This is a genomic window from Streptomyces corchorusii, from assembly GCF_001514055.1.
GTDB classification, from domain to species: domain Bacteria; phylum Actinomycetota; class Actinomycetes; order Streptomycetales; family Streptomycetaceae; genus Streptomyces; species Streptomyces olivaceoviridis.
Genome location: NZ_KQ948355.1, coordinates 302,314 through 322,476 on the forward strand (window position 1 = coordinate 302,314; position 20,163 = coordinate 322,476).

General features: G+C 70.9%; 19 protein-coding genes and 1 pseudogene. 10 read left to right on the forward strand and 10 right to left on the reverse strand.

The window, feature by feature from the left end; genetic code table 11:
- Window positions 1-112: 112 nt before the first annotated feature.
- Window positions 113-1,111 carry a type I glyceraldehyde-3-phosphate dehydrogenase gene (gene gap / locus AQJ11_RS14220; RefSeq protein ID WP_058079083.1) on the forward strand — a complete coding sequence of 333 codons (999 nt, stop codon included), beginning with the start codon at window positions 113-115 and terminating at the stop codon, window positions 1,109-1,111.
- Between the two features lie 229 nt (window positions 1,112-1,340).
- A complete protein-coding gene (locus tag AQJ11_RS14225) occupies window positions 1,341-2,474 on the forward strand; it encodes an FAD-dependent oxidoreductase (RefSeq protein WP_059263285.1) in 1,134 nt (377 codons plus the stop codon).
- Window positions 2,475-2,628: 154 nt separating this feature from the next.
- On the opposite strand, the gene AQJ11_RS14230 is transcribed toward AQJ11_RS14225, so the two are convergent.
- The 4 genes from AQJ11_RS14230 to AQJ11_RS14245 form a co-directional block, all read right to left on the reverse strand.
- A complete protein-coding gene (locus AQJ11_RS14230; RefSeq protein WP_059263286.1) occupies window positions 2,629-3,495 on the reverse strand; it encodes a TauD/TfdA dioxygenase family protein in 867 nt (288 codons plus the stop codon).
- A gap of 32 nt (window positions 3,496-3,527) precedes the next feature.
- Entirely contained in the window at window positions 3,528-4,352 is an 825-nt protein-coding gene (locus tag AQJ11_RS14235; protein WP_059263287.1) for an ABC transporter ATP-binding protein, read from the reverse strand.
- On the reverse strand, window positions 4,339-5,418 hold the full coding sequence (locus tag AQJ11_RS14240; RefSeq protein ID WP_244218232.1) for a taurine ABC transporter substrate-binding protein: 1,080 nt from the start codon (window positions 5,416-5,418) through the stop codon (window positions 4,339-4,341). Before AQJ11_RS14240 ends, AQJ11_RS14235 begins: the two co-directional genes overlap by 14 nt.
- An 87-nt stretch (window positions 5,419-5,505) precedes the next feature.
- Window positions 5,506-6,375 carry an ABC transporter permease gene (locus AQJ11_RS14245; RefSeq protein WP_059263289.1) on the reverse strand — a complete coding sequence of 290 codons (870 nt, stop codon included), beginning with the start codon at window positions 6,373-6,375 and terminating at the stop codon, window positions 5,506-5,508.
- A 718-nt stretch (window positions 6,376-7,093) separates the two neighbouring features.
- On the opposite strand from AQJ11_RS14245, the gene AQJ11_RS14250 reads away from it, so the two are divergent.
- From AQJ11_RS14250 to AQJ11_RS14260, 3 genes are all read left to right on the forward strand, one after another.
- Window positions 7,094-7,999, forward strand: a complete 906-nt coding sequence (locus AQJ11_RS14250; RefSeq protein ID WP_208616507.1) for an NAD-dependent protein deacetylase — start codon at window positions 7,094-7,096, stop codon at window positions 7,997-7,999.
- A gap of 881 nt (window positions 8,000-8,880) precedes the next feature.
- Window positions 8,881-9,372 carry a hypothetical protein gene (locus tag AQJ11_RS14255; RefSeq protein ID WP_059263290.1) on the forward strand — a complete coding sequence of 164 codons (492 nt, stop codon included), beginning with the start codon at window positions 8,881-8,883 and terminating at the stop codon, window positions 9,370-9,372.
- A gap of 133 nt (window positions 9,373-9,505) precedes the next feature.
- Window positions 9,506-10,090, forward strand: a complete 585-nt coding sequence (locus AQJ11_RS14260; protein WP_059263291.1) for a class F sortase — start codon at window positions 9,506-9,508, stop codon at window positions 10,088-10,090.
- A gap of 58 nt (window positions 10,091-10,148) precedes the next feature.
- On the opposite strand, the gene AQJ11_RS14265 is transcribed toward AQJ11_RS14260, so the two are convergent.
- Complete coding sequence (locus AQJ11_RS14265; RefSeq protein ID WP_059263292.1) at window positions 10,149-10,742, reverse strand: VOC family protein; 594 nt, start codon at window positions 10,740-10,742, stop codon at window positions 10,149-10,151.
- A 196-nt stretch (window positions 10,743-10,938) separates the two neighbouring features.
- On the opposite strand from AQJ11_RS14265, the gene AQJ11_RS14270 reads away from it, so the two are divergent.
- On the forward strand, window positions 10,939-11,706 hold the full coding sequence (locus AQJ11_RS14270; RefSeq protein WP_059263293.1) for a class I SAM-dependent methyltransferase: 768 nt from the start codon (window positions 10,939-10,941) through the stop codon (window positions 11,704-11,706).
- 185 nt (window positions 11,707-11,891) lie between these two features.
- The gene (locus AQJ11_RS14275) at window positions 11,892-12,191 is read left to right on the forward strand and encodes a hypothetical protein (protein WP_244218233.1); all 300 of its coding nucleotides are present in this window, start codon (window positions 11,892-11,894) and stop codon (window positions 12,189-12,191) included.
- 124 nt (window positions 12,192-12,315) lie between these two features.
- On the opposite strand, the gene AQJ11_RS14280 is transcribed toward AQJ11_RS14275, so the two are convergent.
- The 3 genes and pseudogenes from AQJ11_RS14280 to AQJ11_RS14285 form a co-directional block, all read right to left on the reverse strand.
- Window positions 12,316-13,056 carry a VOC family protein gene (locus AQJ11_RS14280; protein ID WP_059263295.1) on the reverse strand — a complete coding sequence of 247 codons (741 nt, stop codon included), beginning with the start codon at window positions 13,054-13,056 and terminating at the stop codon, window positions 12,316-12,318.
- A 54-nt stretch (window positions 13,057-13,110) separates the two neighbouring features.
- A pseudogene (locus AQJ11_RS51010) lies at window positions 13,111-13,266 on the reverse strand (MerR family transcriptional regulator); the annotation flags it as partial.
- 296 nt (window positions 13,267-13,562) lie between these two features.
- Window positions 13,563-14,201: an HD domain-containing protein gene (locus AQJ11_RS14285; RefSeq protein ID WP_208616508.1), complete on the reverse strand. Its 639-nt coding sequence runs from the start codon at window positions 14,199-14,201 to the stop codon at window positions 13,563-13,565.
- Between the two features lie 135 nt (window positions 14,202-14,336).
- Here AQJ11_RS14285 and AQJ11_RS14290 point away from each other — a divergent pair, with 135 nt between their 5' ends.
- The 3 genes from AQJ11_RS14290 (at window position 14,337) to AQJ11_RS14300 (ending at window position 17,028) form a co-directional block, all read left to right on the forward strand.
- Window positions 14,337-15,311, forward strand: coding sequence for a GlxA family transcriptional regulator (locus tag AQJ11_RS14290; protein WP_059263296.1), 975 nt, complete (start codon window positions 14,337-14,339; stop codon window positions 15,309-15,311).
- A 206-nt stretch (window positions 15,312-15,517) separates the two neighbouring features.
- Window positions 15,518-16,132: an NAD(P)H:quinone oxidoreductase gene (gene wrbA, locus AQJ11_RS14295; RefSeq protein ID WP_014670455.1), complete on the forward strand. Its 615-nt coding sequence runs from the start codon at window positions 15,518-15,520 to the stop codon at window positions 16,130-16,132.
- A 170-nt stretch (window positions 16,133-16,302) separates the two neighbouring features.
- Complete coding sequence (locus tag AQJ11_RS14300; RefSeq protein WP_059263297.1) at window positions 16,303-17,028, forward strand: class I SAM-dependent methyltransferase; 726 nt, start codon at window positions 16,303-16,305, stop codon at window positions 17,026-17,028.
- A gap of 127 nt (window positions 17,029-17,155) precedes the next feature.
- On the opposite strand, the gene AQJ11_RS14305 is transcribed toward AQJ11_RS14300, so the two are convergent.
- Entirely contained in the window at window positions 17,156-18,508 is a 1,353-nt protein-coding gene (locus AQJ11_RS14305) for a serine hydroxymethyltransferase (RefSeq protein WP_059263468.1), read from the reverse strand.
- A 2-nt stretch (window positions 18,509-18,510) separates the two neighbouring features.
- Window positions 18,511-20,124, reverse strand: coding sequence for a condensation domain-containing protein (locus tag AQJ11_RS14310; protein WP_059263298.1), 1,614 nt, complete (start codon window positions 20,122-20,124; stop codon window positions 18,511-18,513).
- Window positions 20,125-20,163: the final 39 nt, after the last annotated feature.

The window sequence follows — 20,163 nt, forward strand, 5'->3', positions numbered from 1 at the left end:
GCCGCCCGGCACCACGCCGGCTGGCGGGATCCTTGTGGACCGTGGCGATCCCGCCACTGTCGGTGGCGCGGGCCGCGGGCGAGTCTGGTGGTGAACGGAAGGGACGTCACACATGACTCGCATCGCCATCAACGGATTCGGCCGCATCGGACGCAATGTGCTGCGCGCACTGCTGGAGCGCGACAGTGCCCTGGAGATCGTCGCCGTCAACGATCTGACAGAGCCCGCCACGCTCGCCCGGCTGCTCGCCTTCGACAGCACGGCCGGCCGGCTCGGTCGCCCGGTGACCGTCGACGGCAACACCCTTGTCGTCGACGGCCGGCGGATCACGGTGCTGGCCGAGCGCGAACCGGCGCAGTTGCCGTGGGCCGAACTCGGTGTCGACATCGTCCTGGAGGCCACCGGCCGCTTCACCTCGGCCAAGGCCGCCCGGGCCCACCTCGACGCCGGTGCGAAGAAGGTGCTCGTCAGCGCGCCGTCGGACGGCGCCGACGTCACGCTCGCGTTCGGGGTCAACACCGACGCCTACGATCCGGCCGTGCACACGATCGTCTCGAACGCCTCGTGCACCACCAACGCGCTCGCGCCGCTGGCCGCGGTCCTCGACGAACTCGCCGGTATCGAGCACGGGTTCATGACGACGGTGCACGCCTACACGCAGGAACAGAACCTCCAGGACGGCCCGCACCGCGACGCCCGTCGCGCCCGGGCCGCCGGCATCAACATCGTGCCGACCACGACCGGCGCGGCCAAGGCGATCGGCCTGGTGCTGCCCAACCTCGAAGGCAAGCTGTCGGGCGACTCGATCCGCGTGCCGGTGCCGGTGGGCTCGATCGTCGAGCTCAACACGACCGTCGCCCGCGATGTGACGCGCGACGAGGTGCTGGCGGCGTACCGCGCCGCAGCGGAGGGGCCGCTCGCCGGCATCCTTGAGTACTCGGACGACCCGCTCGTGTCGTCCGACATCACGGGCAATCCCGCCTCGTCGATCTTCGACTCGGCCCTCACCCGCGTCGACGGCCGCCACATCAAGGTGGTCGCGTGGTACGACAACGAGTGGGGCTTCTCGAACCGCGTGATCGACACGCTGGAGTTCCTCGCCACGCGCTGATACTCCGGCACGGTGTCAGGGGGGTGTGCCGGTCTTCGACCACTGCCGGACCGGTGTGTCCGGCGTCTGGACGGGGCCGGCACCTCCCCCGCCTGCGCGTGCGGCTCGACGTGGGGCTGTCGGTCCTCTGTCGGCGGCGTGTCGGCGAGGTGTCGGCAGCGTCTGGAACCTTGCCGGTATTCCTGCCGGGTGCCCATCCGGCGGGCACGCAGAAAGGCAAGGAACCGCCATGACCCCTGATGTCACGATCATCGGCGCCGGGCTCGCCGGACTGACCCTCGCCCGTGTCCTCCACGTCCACGGCATCCCGGCCACGGTGTACGAGGCGGAGGCCTCACCGATGGCCCGCGCACAGGGCGGGATGCTCGACATCCACGACTACAACGGCCGACTCGCCTTGCGGGCGGCCGGTTTGACCGACGAGTTCCGCAGCCTCGTCCTGGAGGGCCGCCAGGCGACACGGATCCTCGACCGGGACGGGACCGTCCTGTTCGAAGAGGCCGACGACGGCACGGGGGGCCGCCCCGAGGTGCAGCGCGGTGAGCTGCGACGCATCCTGCTCGACTCGCTCCCGGCCGGCACCGTCCGGTGGGGGCACAAGGTCAGCGGCGTCCGTCCTGTCGGTGGGGGGCGCCACGAGGTCGCCTTCGCCGACGGCACCGTGGTCGTCACCAGCCTGCTGGTCGGCGCGGACGGCGCGTGGTCACGCATCCGGCCGCTGCTCTCCGACGCGGTGCCCGAGTACACCGGCAGGTCGTTCGTCGAGACCTACCTGTTCGACAGCGACACCCGGCACCCTGCCGCCTCGAAGGCGGTCGGCGGCGGGTCGCTGTTCGCGCTGGCCCCGGGAAAGGGCATCCAGGCCCACCGGGAGAGGGGCGACACCCTGCACACCTATGTGGCGCTCACCGAGCCGCGGGACTGGTTCGCCGCCATCGACTTCACCGATGCCACCGCTGCCGCCGCACGGATCTCGCGGGAGTTCGACGGGTGGGCGCCGGAGCTCACCGCACTGATCACCGACAGTGACACCCCGCTGGTGCCCCGTCCCCTGTACGCCCTGCCGATCGGGCACCGGTGGGACCGGGTGCCGGGGGTGACCCTGCTCGGCGACGCCGCCCACCTCGCCGCTCCCAACGGCGAGGGCGCCAACCTGGCCATGTACGACGGCGCCGAACTCGGCAGGGCCCTCGCCGCACACCCCGGCGACACGGAAGCCGCCCTCGCCGAGTACGAGCAGGCCATGTTCCCCCGCGGCGCCGAAGCCGCCGCGGAAGGGGCCCAGCTCCACGAACTGCTCTTCGGCGCCGACACACCCCACGGCCTGTTGGACGTGTTCACCGAAGACGAGCAGACCCCGTGAACCGCCGACCGAGGTCACCCCGGCGGCCGTCGGTCCAGGGCGTGAGCATGCGGTCCTGTAGTCGCTGAACCGGGGCGGGGGGTGGCGGTGTCGACCATGCCGGGACACACGGCCGCGATCAGTGTGCCGTCGGCGAGATCGTTGGCGCGGGAGATCAGCGTGAGTCCGTTGGGCCCACGGGGGTGTCCCCGCGCAGCGTGATGCGGTGCATGACCCGGTGGCGGTTGGCGTAGTGGGCGGTACTGCGGTTGTCCCACAGGGCGACGTCACCGGGTTGCCAGCGGTGGCGTACGACGTGTTCCGGCTTGGTGAGGTGGGCGTACAGGATGTCGAGGATGCCCCGGCTCTCGTACTCCGAGACGCCCACGATGTGCGAGGTGAATCCCGGGTTCACGAAGAGACCCTTGCGACCGCTCTCGGGGTGTACGCGCACCACCGGATGCTCGACCGGTGTCAGGTCGGTGAACACCTGGCCCTCCCAGAGGTTTCCGCGGCCTTTGCGACGCTGGGCGAGGTAGTACCCGAACTCGCGGGTGCCGTCGTGTACCGCGGTGAGCGGGTCGATCAGCGTCCGCAGGCCCGGCGACAGCGACTCGTAGGCGAGCTGGCTGTCGGCCCAGTTCGTGTCACCGCCGTTGGGCGGCAGCACCACGGCCCGCAGGACGGAGATCGCGGGCGGTCGCGGTACGAACGTCACGTCCGTGTGCCAGACGTCGGCGAACCCGTTGTCCTGGCTGTCCAGCGAGTACACCTCGGGGGCCACGTCACCGGAGTCGTGGATCGGGTGGCCTGCGGTGACCTCGCCCAGGCGTCTGCCGAACTCGATCTGCCGGGCGTCGTCGAGGCCGTCCTGGCCGCGTACGAAGAGCACCTTGTACTTCACGAGTGCTTGCCGGAGCGCGAGGACCTGGTCGTCGTCGAGGCGACCGAGATCGATGCCGTGGATCTCGGCGCCGAAGTGCGGGCCGAGCTCGGTGACCGGCAGCTGTGCCGCTGCGGGCCGTTCACTGAGGATGCTCATCCGTCTGTGTTTCCTTTCTTTGAATGCTGAGGTCAGACCGCGGCGGCCTTGACGGCGTGGGAGACCTCCGCGCGCAGTTCGGTGAACTCCCGCGCATTCCGGAGCTCTTCGGCGTCGACATCGCCACGCGGCAGGGGGATCGGCAGGTCCAGGGCCACGGTCCCCGGCCCCTTCGTCAGCACCACGATGCGGGAGCCGAGGAACACCGCCTCGTCCGCCGAGTGCGTCACGAACACCGTGGTCCGCCCGGTCTGGGCGGTCACCTGGCGGACGTCCTCCTGGAGCCGTTCCCGGGTCAGCGCGTCCAGCGCCGCGAACGGCTCGTCGAGCAGGAAGAGCGGGTTCTCGGCGGCCAGCGCGCGGGCGATGGCGACCCGCTGCCGCTGGCCGCCGGAGATCTCCCAGGTACGCCTGTCGCCGGTGCCTTCGAGACCCACCCGTGCCAGCAACTCCGCCCGCCGCTCGGGCCGTTGCCTGCGGTTCACCCCGGCGTACCGCAGTGCCAGGTCGATGTTGCCCCGTACGGTGCGCCACGGGAACAGCCGGGGCGTCTGGAAGACCACGCCGGCCGACTCGCCGGGCCGCGGCTCGGCACCGGACACCCGCACCGAGCCGTGCGTGGGCCGCTCGAATCCGGCGATCAGCCGCAGCAGCGTGCTCTTGCCGCAGCCGGAAGCGCCGACCAGGACCAGGAACTCGCCTGCGGGGACGGTCAGGTCGACCGGTCCGACGGCGGTGACGGTCTCTCCGCCCCGGCGGTACTGGTGGGTGACGTGGTCGAGGCGCACGGACCCGGCACGCGAGCTGTCCGTCCCGCTGTCCCCAACTGCCGTACCCAGAACCTCACTTGAGGACATCGGGCAGCCCCTTGAGGTAGAACGCCTTGCGGACGGCGTCCTCGGACGGCGCGGCGTCGATCTGCTTCTGTCCGGCCAGGAACCGGCCGGTGTCGGTGACGTACGACAGCAGCCTGCCGGGGCTGCCGTCGGTGCCCAGCCAGTCGGCGGAGGCCACCTGCTCCGGGGTGAGGAAGACACCTTGCGCGAGCTGCGCCCGGGCGTCCGCGGCGGTGATGCCGAGCTCGGCCGCGACGGCCTTGACCGAGCCGTCGGGATCGGACTTGAGCAGGCGGAGCGCCTGCGCCTGCGCCTTGCGCCAGACGTCGATCGCCCTCGGGTCCCTGGCGATCAGTTCGTCCGACACCACGGCGAGGTCCAGGGTCGGCTTGCCGTCCGCTCCGATCTCCTTGCTGCTGGTGAGCTGGGTGCCGGTCTTGCGCAGCTCGTCCAGGGTCGGCAGCCAGACGTAGGCGGCGTCGATGTCCCCGCGCTGCCAGGCGGCGAGGATCGCCTGCGGCTGTAGGTCGACGAGCTTGACGTCGGACGTCTTGAGGCCTGCCTTCGTCAGCGCGGCCAGCAGGCTGTAGTGCGAGGTGGAGGCGAACGGGGTCGCGATGGTCCGGCCCTTGAGACCGGCGACGTCGAAGACGCCGGTGGCCCTGCGTGCCACGAGGGCCTCGTTCTCGCCCGCGACGTCGAGGACCCACGCGACCTTGTACGGGATCGGCGAGGCCCCGGACACCCCGCGGGCGAACGGACTGGAGCCCAGTGCGGCGATGTCGAGGGACTTGCCGATGAAGGCCTGGTTGACGGTGGCACCCGAGTCGAACTTGATCCACGTGATCCGGTGGTCCGGCAGGGCCTTTTCGAGCAGCTTCTTGTTCTTCACGATCAAGTCGCCGCTGGGGAAGGCGAAGTAGCCGATGCGGAGCTGCTTGGATCCGCCTGACGTCGACGCCGCACTGTCCGAGGAGCAGCCGGCCACGGCCGCGGATACGGCGGCCAGGGCACCGGCGAGCAGGAGCCGGCGGGACGGTCCCCCCGCGGGGGAGCCGACGGGAACTCTGGGCAGTGAGCGAGACATGGTGGGGCCGTTTCTGGTCGAGAGGAGGGGAGACGGGGCGGGCTCGGCTAGGGTCTTTCGAGCCCGGCATGATCCAAACGAGAGGCTCTAGGAGCGACCGCGCCAGGGCACGGCGGCGCGTTCCAGTCGCAGCAGCAGACCGTCGATGATCAGGCCGGAGACTCCGATGGCGATGATGCCGACGAGCACCACAGGGGTGTTGTTGTAGTTGGCGGCGTCCTTCACCATGCCGCCGATGCCGGGCAGTCCGTTGACCAACTCGGCGGCGACCAGGGAGGAATAGGCGACTCCCACCGCGAGCCGGACGCCGGTGAGCGTCTCCGGCAGGGCGGACGGGAGGACGACGTCCTTGACGACGTCCCACCGCGAGGCACCGAGGGCTCGGGCGGCTTCGAGGAGGCTGCGCGGCACGGCCGCGACGGCCGTCGTCGTGGACACCGCCACGGGCGGGAAGGCGGCCACGGCCAGCAGGGTGACCTTCGGCTCCTCGTTGATGCCCAGCCAGATGACGAGCAGGGAGAAGTACGCCAGCGGGGGCAGCGTCCGCAGGAAGGTGATCCAGGGTTCGAACAGCGCGCGCAACCAGCCGACGGTGCCCATGGCGAGCCCGAAGAGCACCCCGAGGGCGATGCCGACACCGGAGCCGATCGCGATGCGCCGCAGGCTGATGCCCAGGTGCTCGACGAGGTAGGTCCCGTTGTAGCCCCGTACGCCGTCGTGTGTCGTGGAAACGTCGATGAACGCCTCCCACACCTTCGCCGGCGGCGGAACCAGCGTCTCGCTCCACGTCCCGCTCGCCGCCAGCGACTGCCACAGCGCGAGGAAGAGGACGAGGGAGCCGAACGGCAGGGCGGCACGGCGCACGCGCGCCCAGGCGCCCCGTGGGGGACGTCGGACCGGCGGTTCGACGGCTACGGGGGTCGGATCGGTTTGGGGCAGACGGGATGTCGTGGGCATGGGGCAGCCTCCAAGGGCGCCGCACATGAGCGGCTGGGGTCAGCGGAGCTGACGGACGCGGAGCAGGCACCGCCGGGTACACGGGGAAGGGCTCCCGCCGGGTGACACGACCGGACAGCGGGAGGGAGGAGCGTCAGAAGCGCTGAGTCAGCGACAACACGAAGCCGGGCGTCGGCACAGGTCAATGACCAGGCGTCGCACCAGGAACCCGTGATTCATGCGCCTATTTCTACAGCAGTACCCGCCCCCCGCAAAGAGCGTCCCACTCTCTGGACCAGGCCTCTTGCTGATCGTCACGACCATGGGGCGCCGTCGCGGCAACCCACGGCCCGCCGTCCGACCAGGCGGTCCGTGACGCGTACGGCGGATCGGTTCCCGGCCGGACGTCGCATCGGCGACCACCCTGAACGGTTCAGCGGCACGCGCACCCGGCAGCCGCACGGCCCGGCCCGTCCCCGCGGAAGCTCCGAGTCACTCGCGGAGCCCGATCGCCTGGATGGAAGCCCTGCTGCTCGTCCGCCTACCGTGCATCCGATCGTGGCCCTATGCCGGAATGACGGGTGAGGGTCCGGGACGATGCGCCCGGACGAGCGCCCGGGACCTGAGGGATGCGGGAAGCCGGTGCGCTCCTGAGCCCCCGCGCCCCGGTGTACGGGGCTCAGCCCTCCCCACGCCGTACCGGACTCCCCGGCAGCAGCGTGTTTCGTACTCTTGCGGCATGCGTATGCGCCCCACTCTGAGTTGGACCCCCACCGAGGACCTGCCGCCCGGAACCACGGACCTGGAGCCGGTCGCCGACGCGCTGAGCGCCGGCGGGGTGCTGGTGCTCAGTGGGGCGGGCATCTCCACGGAGTCGGGCATCCCCGACTACCGGGGCGAGGGCGGGAGCCTGAGCCGGCACACCCCGATGACCTACCAGGAGTTCACCGCCAGTGCCCAGGCCCGGCGCCGGTACTGGGCGCGCAGCCACCTCGGATGGCGCACCTTCGGCCGTGCCCGCCCCAACGCCGGGCACCGGGCCGTGGCCGCGTTCGGACGGCACGGCCTGCTCTCCGGCGTGATCACCCAGAACGTGGACAGCCTGCACCAGGCCGCCGGCAGCGAGGGCGTCGTGGAACTCCACGGGAGCCTGGACCGGGTCGTCTGCCTCGTGTGCGGCGCCTTCAGTGCGCGCCGCGAACTCGCCCAGCGGCTGGAAGCGGCCAATCCGGACTTCGATCCGGTGGCGGCGGGGATCAACCCGGACGGTGACGCCGACCTCACCGACGAACAGGTCGAGGACTTCCGCGTACTGCCCTGCGTGATATGCGGCGGCATCCTCAAACCGGATGTCGTGTTCTTCGGCGAGGCGGTTCCCCCGGAGCGGGTGGAGCAGTGCCGGGAGATGGTCCGCGAGGCAGCTTCACTGCTGGTCCTCGGTTCCTCGCTGACAGTGATGTCCGGGCTCCGGTTCGTCCGCCAGGCGGCCCAGGCCGGGACGCCGGTGCTCATCATCAACCGCGACCAGACCCGAGGCGACCGGCACGCCCTCACCCGGGTCGCACTGCCGCTGGGCAGAGCCCTCACCGCCGTGGCGGACCGACTGGGCATCCCCGTCGACGCACCGGACTCGCCCCGGACCTGAACCTCGACCGGGAAAGGAGCCCCGCACGGGCGGCCCGCGCGGGGCGGGAGGCGGCGCTACCGCCAGCGGGGGGACCGTCACGCTGCGGTGACCCGCTCGGCGGGCACCGGTGCCGGTGGTGTCGTCGTCCGCGGTGACGCCCAGCGGGTCCAAGGCGCCCTGGATCGCACCGTCGAAGGGCTCGAAGGACTGTTCGGCGCACGCAGCGCGTCTTCGGCGACGATCTCCGGATCGCCCACGAGCCGCCGACACGGCACCCGCGCAGCACGTCCCGTTCCAGAAGCAGGTAGGCGACGATCCGTCGCAGCCCCGAGCCGCCGCCGGAGAAGACCTGGCGGATCCGCGCCTGCGTCAGCTCCGCGCCGCGCCGCTCGGCGGCCAGGACGAGATCGGGCCTCACCGCGCCGCCCGTCACAGCGAACTGACAGGATCAGGCCGTCGGGTCACTGACCCCTCAGGCCGCAGGCCGACGGTCACTCCCCACCGCCCGCACCGTCGGCGCCCCCTGTCAGGGGCGGGCCGTATGCGGTTGAGCAGGGCAAGAGCGTGGCTCACCGCCGAGAGGGGGAAGTTGCCCGGGTCCCGGCCCGCAGAAAGGGCGCGTGGCCCCCGGCGGGGGTGGCATCAGGCAGACCACGCCCGCAAGACAGCCCGCTCGGCTTTCACCGTTATGGGGACGCGGCGGTGGGTGATGAGTATTGATGACCTCCACGTCGGTGACCTGCGTAAGCGATCAAGGCGGAACGCCGGTGCGGCTGACCGGGTGACATGTCCGGCGACCCGTCAGGTTGCGGAACTGACGGACTGTCGGTTGCCTCGTGAACGGAACACACGAGATGTGCCGCGCAGCAGGCCGGACACTGTTCCGTTGGAGGATTCGCATGCGCTACAGACACATGGGTGCGGGTATCGGCCTGGTCCTCGGTGCCCTCGGGCTGCACATCCCGGCCGCTGCCGCCGCTGATGACTCGGATGTCAGTATCGAGCCCTGGAATGCCCCACCGGGTTCCACGGTCACGGTCAGCACGAGGGCCTGCGACCCTGACGCGGACTACGGCAAGGGCTGGTCGGAGGTAGGAGGAGAGTTCCACCTCTTCGCGGGCGACGAGGAGGGGGTGCTCACCGGCGAGTTCGAGATCCCCGAAGGAACCCGGCCGGGCGACGACACCGTCACCGTGAAGTGTCCGCCGCTGACCAAGGTCACGGAGACGTACCGGGTCATCGGACGCCCACCGAGCGGCTCTGTGAACGCCGGCTTCGGACCGGCCGAGGACACAGGTGCGGGGCTCGCCCTGGCCGGCGGGCTGCTCGCCACGGCCGCCGCCGGGGGTGCGGTCTGGTTCTACCGCCGCCCGAACGCCAACCGAACCTGATCGTCCCACCCCGTCGGCCGGCCCCGTCCACATCGGCCTGCGACCGGACCAGAAGACCACCACGATGGCATCCAGACACCACTCCCCCGCTTCCCGATCTCCGTTCGTCGCGACGGTGCTCCTTCCGGCCTGCATGATGACGGCCGGTGTGATGCTGCTGATCAGCGGGATGCAGGACGGGGAGCTGCCCCCACAGCCATCGGCGGCCCGTTCCTCCTCGACTCCCGCGGCCCCCGCCCGCCCCACCGTCCACCCGCTGCCCCCCGCGGATCCGGTGCGGATCCGGATCGCCGCCATCGGGGTGAACGCCCCGATGACACGAGTGGGCCTCGATGCCGCAGGAGCACTGCGGACTCCACCGTCCGACGAACCCGGCCACGCCGGCTGGTACGGCGACGGCACACCTCCCGGCTCGGCAGGCACCGCCGTCGCCGCCGGGCATGTGGACACACCCGACGGCGACCCCGGTGTCTTCTACGACCTCGGCGCCCTGACCGAGGGAGCCACCATCGAGATCAGCCGGACCGACCGGCGGACAGCGGTGTTCACCGTCCGCGCCGTCGAGCTCTACGACAGGAAGGAGTTCCCGAGCAAGAAGGTCTACGGCAGTTCCGGCCGGCCCGAGCTCCGGTTGATCACCTGCGGCGGCGGCTACACAAAGCGCACGGGCTACCTGGGCAACGTCGTGGTCTACGCGACGCTGACCGCGGTGACGTAACCGGCCGAACGGACCCTGGTCGTCAGCGAGCAGCGGAACAGACCGGGGAGGCGGAGGATCACCCCGTCACATGGAATTCGTTCCCGCCGGCGTCGAGGAACTCGCCGGGTTCCGAGCCGCGTTGGGTGACCTCCAGCCGCAGCCGGTTCCGCACCTCCTTCGGCGCCGCGGGCGGCCCCATCACCAGCGAGACCGTACTGGCGGGCCCCCGGCGCAGCCGGACACCCCAGTCATGGGACTCGACCGCGTGCCAGTCGGCCCGGGACTGCCAGAAGGCCGACTGCGCGTACCGATCCTCCTCCGCGACGTCGAGGCAGATCGCGACGAGGCCGGAGTCGGCACGCACGCCGGGGTGACCGGGACGCAGCACGCAGAACTCGTTGCCCTCCGGATCGGCCAGCACGTCCCACGGGACGTCTCCCTGGCCGATGTCGACCCGCGTCGCACCGAGCGTGAGCAGGCGCGCCACCTCGGCCTCCCAGTCCGGCCCCCCGGCCAAGTCGAGGTGGAGTCGGTTCTTGTGCGCCGTCTTCGGTTTCGCGGTCGGTACGAACCGCAGGTGCAGGCCGTCCGTCCGGCCCCGTGTCGCGTCCGACCAGAAGCGGTCCATGCGCGCGACGTCCAGCGCGTCGATCACGATCCCCGTCAGCATCCCGTTCCCCCAGGCGTTCACATGTGTCGCCTGTTCATTGTCGCGGCCACTGTGCCGGCGCCGACCCCGGCGCCCACAGCTCACGCGAGCGCCTGCCCGGCTCACCGGGGCGGGAGCGATCCAGCAGGTAGGGGTATTCGCGCCGATGACGGAGGAACCAGCGCCTCCGGGAGGCCGGCCACAGTAATCTCCGGCCATGCCCGAGACATCCGTGGCGCGCTTCTACGACGAACTGGCCGACGACTACCACCTGATCTACTCGGACTGGGATGCGAGCATCCGTCGGCAGGGGGAGGTTCTGGACGCCCTGATCGGCCAGGATCGCGCGGCGGTGCTCGACTGTTCCTGCGGCATCGGCACGCAGGCCATCGGCCTTGCGCTGCGCGGGCACAGCGTCACCGGGACCGACCTCAGCCCCCGCGCCGCCGCCCGCGCTGTGCGTGAGGCCGCCCGCAGGGGCCTGAGCTTGCGCACGGCTGCCGCCGACATGCGACGCCTCCCGTTCCCCGATGCCCGGTTCGACACCGTCGTCTGCGCCGACAACGCGCTGCCCCACCTGCTGACAGAGCACGATGTACGCGCCGCCTTGGCCGAGATGCGCCGCGTGTTGCGTCCCGCCGGCCTGCTGCTGATCAGCACACGCCCCTACGAAGACCTTCTGCGCGACCGTCCCTCTTCGACGCCTCCGCAAGTGCACCGGGCCACCGAGGGCGGAGAACGGACCGTCACCTTCCAGCTCTGGCGCTGGCACGACGACGGCGAGCACTACGACATGGAGCACTTCCAACTCCTCCCGGAAGACGGAGAATGGCGGGTCGAGGTCCGCCGGACCACCTACTGGGCGCTCGGTCAGAGGCGGCTGGCCGGCCTCGCGGCCGATGCCGGGTTTGTCGACCCGGAGTGGCGGATGCCGCAGGAGACGGGCTTCTTCCAGCCGCTGCTCGTGGCCCGCACCGGCGAGTAGGCGAGTAGGTGACTCGGCGCCCGAGGTGCCGGCGAGGCGGGGCACGGTCCTTCCACTCGCTCGACAAGAACGGCGGTGTCGCCCGGCCGGCCCCCTCGACGGCCGACGGGTAGACAAGCGGGCGAAGGTCAACTGACAGGTAGCTGGGGCTGATTGGTGCGCCTCACTGATTACATGGGGGAACCGTGCCGGCCGAGACTGGTTCGACTTCCGTCAGGGAAGCCGCCCGCCGCCTCGTGGATCTCGTGCTCACCGAGGACGACGTCTACCTCGACAGCCTCCCGGACGAGGTCGAGGGGGCCGTGGGCACTCCGTTGATCGAGGTGGCGAGGATGCTGGACGAGCCCGACAACGACCAGGAGTTCCGGCGCGGCGTCCGGCTCCTGCTGGAGGCGGGCGCGGATGCGGCGCCCAGCATGCCGGACGAACTGCGTGATCTGTTCGAGGAGTTGCGCTACGCCATGCGTGGTGTGACCGTGCGCTGAACAGGGTTCGCGGTGGAGAGGGCCGGCCGGCGCGACGTCCGACCGAGTTGATTTCGGACCGAGGCGGTATTCATCGGCGCGAGCCCACGCGGCCCGCCTGTCCGGGTGGCGTCGAGGCCCCGCGTCAGGAGGGGGCGAGGACGCAGAACGCGTGGCCCTCCGGGTCGGCCAGACACGTCCACGGGACGTCGCCCTGGCCGACGTCGAGGTCGGTGGCGCCGAGGGCGCGCAGCCGGGCCACCTCCGCCGCCTTGTCGTCCCCGGGGTACGGCAGCAGGTCGAGATGGACGCGGTCTGGCAGGGTCCTCGCACCGGGAGTGCGCAGGAACTCAAGGTACGAGCCGACCCCCTTGGCGGAACGCAGCACCGCGCGTTCGTCGGTGACTTCGTGCAGCGTCCAGTCCATGGCCCCGCCCCAGAACCGGGCCATGGCCCGCGGATCCGCGCAGTCGACCACCACCCGGGCGATCGGCCCGGTGTCGCGGTAGGTCTCCCGAGGCTCCAGCACGCAGAACTCGTTGCCCTCCGGGTCGGCGAGGACCGTCCACGGCACGTCACCTTGGCCCACGTCGACGGGCGTCGCACCGAGGGCCCTCAGGCGCGCGGTCAACTCCGCCTGATGGGACGTGGAGGTGGTGGCGAGATCGAGGTGCACGCGGTTCTTCGTCGTCGTCTTGGCGTCCGGGACGGGAACGACGTCGACGCAGACGGCGACCGGGTCCGGCCAGACGGGGCCGCCGGCGGGGCCGACGTAGGTGGTCACGCCGGGGCTGTAGGCACTCCAGCCGAGCGCCTCAGCCCAGAACCGGCCGACCGCCGGGGCGTCGAGGGCCTTGATGTTCACCTGAACGGGTCGCAGTGCCATGCCGGCGATCCTATGCAGCCGCTCCGCGAGGACATCCGCGAGTGTGGACGCGGGTCAGGCCTTGGTGGGTTCGCGCTCTCGGAGGTAGGTCTCCAACTCGGCGGCCCCGGTCAGCATCGCGCGCCCGCGGACGGACAGCCGGCCGTGCCAGTCGGACAGTGCGGTCTCCAGTGGCTCCGGTCCGCCGGCCGCCCGTACCTGGGCGATCAGCCCGCGTGGGGATGCGGTGCAGCCTGCGACCGGGCCGCGTGGGCCAGTGCGGGCAGCGACAGCGACAGCGAGCCGACGAACGCGACGTAGAGAAGGCTGGTGGTCCTCAGGCGCCATGCCGGTGCCAGGAGGCCGGCCGCGGGGGCGGGTACGGCGGAGGCGGGGGTGCGCTCGGGGTCGCCATCAGTACGCCGGCGGTGACCGTCAGCACGCTGAAGGCGGCACGCCGGCTCAGACGGCGAGGAGTGCGGCGAGGACGCGGCGGTCGCATCGCTTCGTGTCCGGCCGCTGCCGGGTCACCGGGGCCAGGGAGCGTCGTTGATGCGCTCGACCATGGACGTACGGCGGAATCCGGGGACGAAGTGTTCCAGGATGTCCGCGTTGATGGTGCCGTATGTGGTGTCGGGGCGGTCTTTGAGACCGTCGAGGAATGTCTGCAAGAATTCCTTCTTGAAATCCCCGCGCGGATGAGCGGCGACGATCTCGTCCAGCTGGTCGCCTTCCAGTCTGTCCATGCCCCAGCCGATCGCGTCGGTCAGTACGCCGTAGTTGGTGGCGGCGATCTCGGGACCCATGCGGCCGGGGATTTCCGGCGTCGTGTGCAGGGCTATCGCCATCCAGACCACTTCGGCGGCGCGCTCGGAGAACCCGCGGTCGAGCAGGAACTTGCGCGCGTGGTCGGCGCCGTCCACCTCGAAGCGCTGTCGCGTGTCGGAGAACGGGATCAGAAGGCCCGTGTCGTGGAACATCGCGGAGATGTAGAGCAACTCGGGGTCGGGCCGGAGGTCCAGCTTCCGCGCGTGCAGGGAACCGAGGAGGAATACCCGCCGGGAGTGGTGGAAGATCAAGGGATTCGTCCGCTCCCGGAGGAATTCCGTGGCCTCCGCGACAGCAGAGGTCCCGGGTATTTCCACGCCTGCGATGATGTCGGTCATGGTGTCCGTGCTTTCCGGTGCGATGTGCTACGAGTGGACCGTGCGTCCGTTCTCCACGGTGCCGACCCTGCGGCCTCCGGCGCTGCCTCGGTCCGGCCATGAACCACTCGAATCCAGTCACCTCAGGATGGCTCTGTGAGCTCCGACACGCATCGTGTAGCGATCCTCGTCTACGACGGGGTCAAACTGCTGGACGTCGTCGGCCCCGCCGAGGTCTTCGGGGAAGCGAATCTCCTCGGCGCCGATTACAGCATCGCCCTGGTGTCGACGACGGGTGCCGATGTCGCCTCCTCGATCGGCATGCGGATCGCCGTCGACGGCAGCGCCGCCACGGAGCCGGACCCGGACACCTTCCTGGTGCCGGGCGGAGACGTCTACCCCAGGACGCCGGTCACGCGCGACCTGGTCGAAGCCGTCAGGGATCTGGCGGTCCGTTCCGGCCGGGTCGCCTCCGTGTGCTCCGGTGCCTTCGTCCTGGGCGCGACGGGCCTTCTGGACGGCAAGCGGGCGACCACCCACTGGAAGATCGCGGGCGAACTCGCCGCCCGGCATCCGAAGACCCGCGTCGAACCCGACGCCATCTACGTGCGCGACGGCACCACGTACACCTCGGCGGGAGTCACCGCCGGCATCGACCTGGCGCTCGCCCTCGTGGAGGAGGACCACGGTCCCGACGTCAGCCGGGAGGTGGCCCGCTCCCTGGTGGTCTATCTGCAACGGGCGGGCGGCCAGTCCCAGTTCTCCGCTCCCCTGCAAGGGCCGCCGCCCCGGTCGCCCGCCCTGCGCAGGGTCGTCGACCTGGTCACGGCGGATCCCGCCGGCAACCACTCCCTCACCGAACTCGCCGGGCACCTCAACCTCAGCACGCGTCACCTCACCAGGCTGTTCCGGGAGGAACTGGGCACCACGCCGGCCCGGTACGTCGAGTCGATCCGGTTCGACATCGCGAAGTCGCTGCTCGACCAGGGGTACACCGCGACACAGGCGGCGTCCCTGTCCGGCTTCCCGAGTTACGAGAGTCTCCGCCGTGTCTTCGCACGGGAGTTGTCCATCTCCCCCGCCGCCTACCAGCGCCGGTTCGCCACCGCCCGCCGCGCGCAGGCCGAGTAGCGACCGACCCGTGCGCATCGAGGCCCGGGCTCGGGGCCTGCGTGCGTACGTCCGTGGCGAGGACACCCATGTGGTTGACGATTGAACGAACTCGTTTAGGATTCACCTACCGCGTCGATCAGCGCGTCCGCACGGCACCCGTACCCCTGGGTGACCTGCGTCCGCCACGGCGCACCGCACGCATTCCCAGGATCGGAGACGACTCCATGACCACCCCTGTCCGCCTCGCCGTCATCTACTACTCCTCCACCGGCTTCTCGGCCGAGATCGCCAAGGAGATCTCGCAGGCGGCCGAGAAGGCGGGCGCCGAGGTGCGCCTGCTGAAGGCCGCCGAGCTGGCTCCGGAGGCCGCCATCGCCTCCAACCAGGCGTGGGCCGCCCACGCCGCGGAGAGCGCGGGCGTGCCCGAGGCCACGGCCGCCGACGTCGAGTGGGCGGACGCGATCGTCTTCGGCACCCCGACCCGCTTCGGCAACATCTCGTCGCAGCTCAAGCAGTTCATCGACACCCTCGGCGGCCTGTGGGCGCAGGGCAAGCTGGCCAACAAGGTCTACAGCGGCTTCGTGACCACCGCCACCGCGCACGGCGGCCAGGAGTCCACGCTGCTCGCCCTGTACAACTCCATCCACCACTTCGGCGGGATCATCGTGTCCCCCGGCTACACCGACCCCGTCAAGTTCGTCGACGGCAACCCGTACGGCACGTCGCACGTCGACGCCCAGGGCAACAACCCGGTCGGCGAGCAGACCCGCAACGCGGCCCGTCACCAGGCCGAGCGCGTGGTCCAGGTCGCCGCCGCCCTGAAGGCCGGCCTCGCCTGACACACCTCACGCGCGGCTTGCCACGTGTGAGTGCCGCGCGCGACCGGGCGTTCCTTCCACGAGATGTCGCGGAAGGAACGCCCTGCGCGAAGTTCACCCGGAAACCTCGCCGGCTGAATCCGGCGAAACCCGGTAGCTCTTCGGGGCCGGCTCCGCGTACGTTCGGCCGCATGGCCGACGCATGCTTCGCGCATCCACGACTCGCCGCGATCTACGATCCGCTCGACCCCGACCGCAGTGATCTCGATGCCTACCTCGGGATCGCGGAGGAGTTCGGGGCGCGCCGGGTCCTGGACATCGGCTGCGGCACAGGGGTGTTCGCCCTGCTCCTGGCCGACCGCGGGATCGAGGTCGTCGGCGTCGATCCCGCCCGGGCATCCATCGACGTCGCACGGGCCAAACCGGGCGGTGACCGCGTGCGGTGGATCTGCGGTGACGTGTCGGCCCTCCCGCCGCTCCGGGCCGACCTCGCGACGATGACGGCGAATGTCGCCCAGGCGATCGCCGATCCGGACGCATGGCGGATGACGCTGCGGGGTGCCCACGCAGCGCTGCGGCCCGGCGGGCACCTGGTCTTCGAGACCCGTGATCCGGCCGCACGCGCCTGGGAGGAGTGGACCCGCGAGAACTCCCACCGCGTGACGGAGGTCCCGGGTGTCGGCTCCGTCGAGACCTGGGTCGAGCTGATCGAGGTGAGCGGGCCTCTCGTGACCTTCCGTGGAACCTACGCCTTCGCGGCGGACGGGCAGGTGCTGACGTCGGAGTCGACCCTGCGCTTCCGGGATCGGGACGAGGTCGAGTCGGACCTGGTCGCGCACGGCTACGTGGTGCGAGAGGTCCGCGACGCACCCGACCGGCCGGGCAAGGAGTTCGTCTTCCTCGCGCGACGCCCCTGATCCCCGGGCAGACCTGATCATCCTGGTCATGAGCAGGGATGACGACGTCCTGCCTGCACCTGGGGCCGCGCATCCTTGAGCTGCTCCAGGCACAGGCCGCCGAAACCGGCCGTCGCCGGCTGATGCCTCACACGATGGCCTCCAGCGGCAGGTCCGGCAGGGGGTAGCGGGCGCACAGGCTGGTCACGTCCGCGCGTGCCTGGGAGCGGATGGGCTCGTCGAGGTGCCAGGTGCGGGTGTCCGTGGCCCGTACGGAGGACAGGACGCGGTCGACCAGCGCGGCGCACTCGCGGACGGCGTCGGTGTCCATGCCGCGTGCGGCCAGGTGGTTCGTGCCGAGCCGCAGACCGCTGGTCACCCGGGGGCCGTGCGGGTCATCGGGGATCTTGTTCTTGTTCACGATGATTCCGCAGGACTCCAGTGCCTGTTCCGCCACCAGTCCGGTCAGTCCCTTGCGGCTGACGTCGATGAGCACCATGTGGTTGTCGGTGCCGCCGGTGAGGACGTGGTAGCCGGCGGCGGACAGTGCCGCGGCCAGCGCCGTGGCTCCGGAGACGATACGCCGGGCCAGTTCCTGGAACGCGGGCTGTGCCACCAGTGCCAGCGCTCTGCTCTTGGCGGCGACGGCCTGGAGTTGCGGGGTGCCCTGCACATAGGGGAAGACCGCGCTCTGAAGGGTCTCGGCGAGGGTCCTGCGTGAGCCGGGTACGGGAGTGTCGGCGCCCCTGCCCATCAGGATGAGGCCGCCGCGGGGGCCGTAGAGCTGCTTGTAGGTGCTGGTCGTGGTCACGTGTGCCACGTCGACGGGGCTGGGGTGCAGGCCCGCCGCGACCAGGCCGGAGATGTGGGAGATGTCCGCGAGCAGGAAGGCTCCCACCTCGTCGGCGATCGCCCGGAACCGGACGAAGTCGATCTCGCGGGGGTAGGCGCTCGCCCCGCAGACGATCAGCCGGGGCCGGTGTTCCTTGGAGAGGCGTTCGACCTCGTCCATGTCGATCCAGCCGGAGGCGTCGGTGCCGTAGCCGATCGACGTGAAGTAGTTGCCGGACACCGAGGCGCGCGAGCCGTGGGTGAGATGGCCGCCCGCGCTCAGCTCCATGCCGAGCAGCACGTCACCGGGTCGGAGCAGGCTGAACATGACGGCCTGGTTGGCCGTGCTGCCGGAGTGGGGCTGGACGTTGGCGTACCGGGCGCCGAACGCGGCCTTGGCGCGGCGGACCGCCAGCCGCTCCACCTCGTCCACCACCTCGCAGCCCGCGTGGAAGCGGGCCCCGGGGTACCCCTCGGTCGTGACGTTGCCGAGGACCGTTCCCTCGCAGGCGGTCACGGAGGCGGGCGCGACGCTGGACGCGGCGATCATGGCGAGCGTCTCGGACTGGCGCCGGTGCTCGCGCTCCAGCAGGTCGTACAGCTCGGGGTCCTGGTCGTGCAGCTGACGTAAGCCGAGCTGCGCATAGGTGGCCAGAGGGCTGGAGGACACGGTCATCGGCTCCCTACTCGTTCCAGGAGGCCGGCGAGGGCCGGCTCTTCGGGGCCTTCGGCCATCTGGTGCAGCGCGGACAGGACGTGCTGGAGCAGCTCCTCCGCGGTTCCCCGGCCGTACCGGGTCTCGTCGACGACGACCTCCAGCAGCCGGCCGCGACCGCGCGGGTCGTCGATGACCTCGACGCGGACGGGGAAGCTCGATGTGTCCCTCAGGTCCTCGTCCGCGGTGACCAGGCCGGTGTCCAGGAGCCGGTCGCGGACGTGGAAGTGGACGTAGTTGAAGACGGTGGGGAAGGGGACCCCGTCGAGCAGCGCGCGCACCTCGGCGTCCGGGAAGCGGCGGTGGCCCAGCAGACCGTTCTCCGCCTCGAAGGCGCGCCTGGCCGCGGTGTGCCAGGACGCCCCGGCCACGTCCAGGCGCAGGGGCAGGGTGTTCAGGAACAGCCCGAGGGTCAGTTCGCTGCCCACGGTCTCCGGCCGGCCGCTGACGGTCAGTCCGACCGTGACCTCGGTGGTGCCGGCCAGGGCTGCCTGGACCGCGCAGTCCGCGGCCAGGTACAGGCTCTTCACCGGAATGCCCCACTCGGCGCCGAGTCGCTGGATGCGCCGGATGTCGTCGTCGGGGATCCGGGCCGTGGCCTTGCGGTAGGGGTCGCCCGTGCCGTCGCCCCGCTCCGGCAGCGTCGCCGCCGGCCCGGTGCCCAGGTCCTCGAAGAACCGCCGGGACGCGTCGTCCCGCAACGCGGCGCGCTCCAGGCGTACGTACTCCTCCGCGGGCGCGGGTTCGGGGAGTTCGAGGTTCTCGCCGCGCAGTACGGCCGCGTACAGCCGGATCAGTTCGCTGGCCAGGACGGTCTCGCTCCAGCCGTCGAGTGCCGCGTGGTGGAACGCGTAGGCGAGCTGGAACTCCGAGGGGCCCGTGCGGGCCGCGTGCACGCGCCACAGCGGTGCCTGCTCGGGGTCGAAGGGGGCGTGCAGGCTCCGCATGACCTCGTCGTACCGCTCGGCCTTCGCGGCCGGGCCGAGATCCGACCAGTCCGCCAGCTCCACCGGGACGTCGACGTCCCGCTCCACCACCTGCATGGGCTCGCTGAAGGTGGTCAGGTCGAAGCGGGTCCGCAGCATCGGGTGGCGCCGGGTGACGCGGTCGACGGCCTGTCGCAGCACGGACGGGTCCAGCGGGAGCGTGACCGCGCGGGACACCACGTCGATGTAGAGGCGGCCCCCGCTCAGCAGGTTCTCGTAGATCAGGCCGAGTTGCAGCCGGGTGGCGGGGTACGCCGCTTCCGCGCTGTCCGGGACCAGCGCCCGGTCCTCGGGGGTGAGAAGCTCCTCGCTCGCCGCCTCGTCCTGCGCACCGGTCGTGGAGCCGGTGCAGGCGCCGCGTGGTGTGGGGTTCTTGAACAGGTCCAGGAGTGTCAGTCGCAGCCCGCGTTCCTTGGCCGCGCCGACGACCTGGACGGCGAGGAGCGAGTCCCCGCCCAGGGAGAAGAAGTCGTCGTCCGGGCCGACGCCGTCGACTCCGAGGATCTCCTCCCAGACGCGCGCCAGGACGGCGGCGTCGGAGATCCCTCCCTGCTGGGGCGACTCGTCGGTGGCAGTCTCACTCACTATCCGTTCCTTCTTCTCGTGGGGGCGTACGAACTGTGG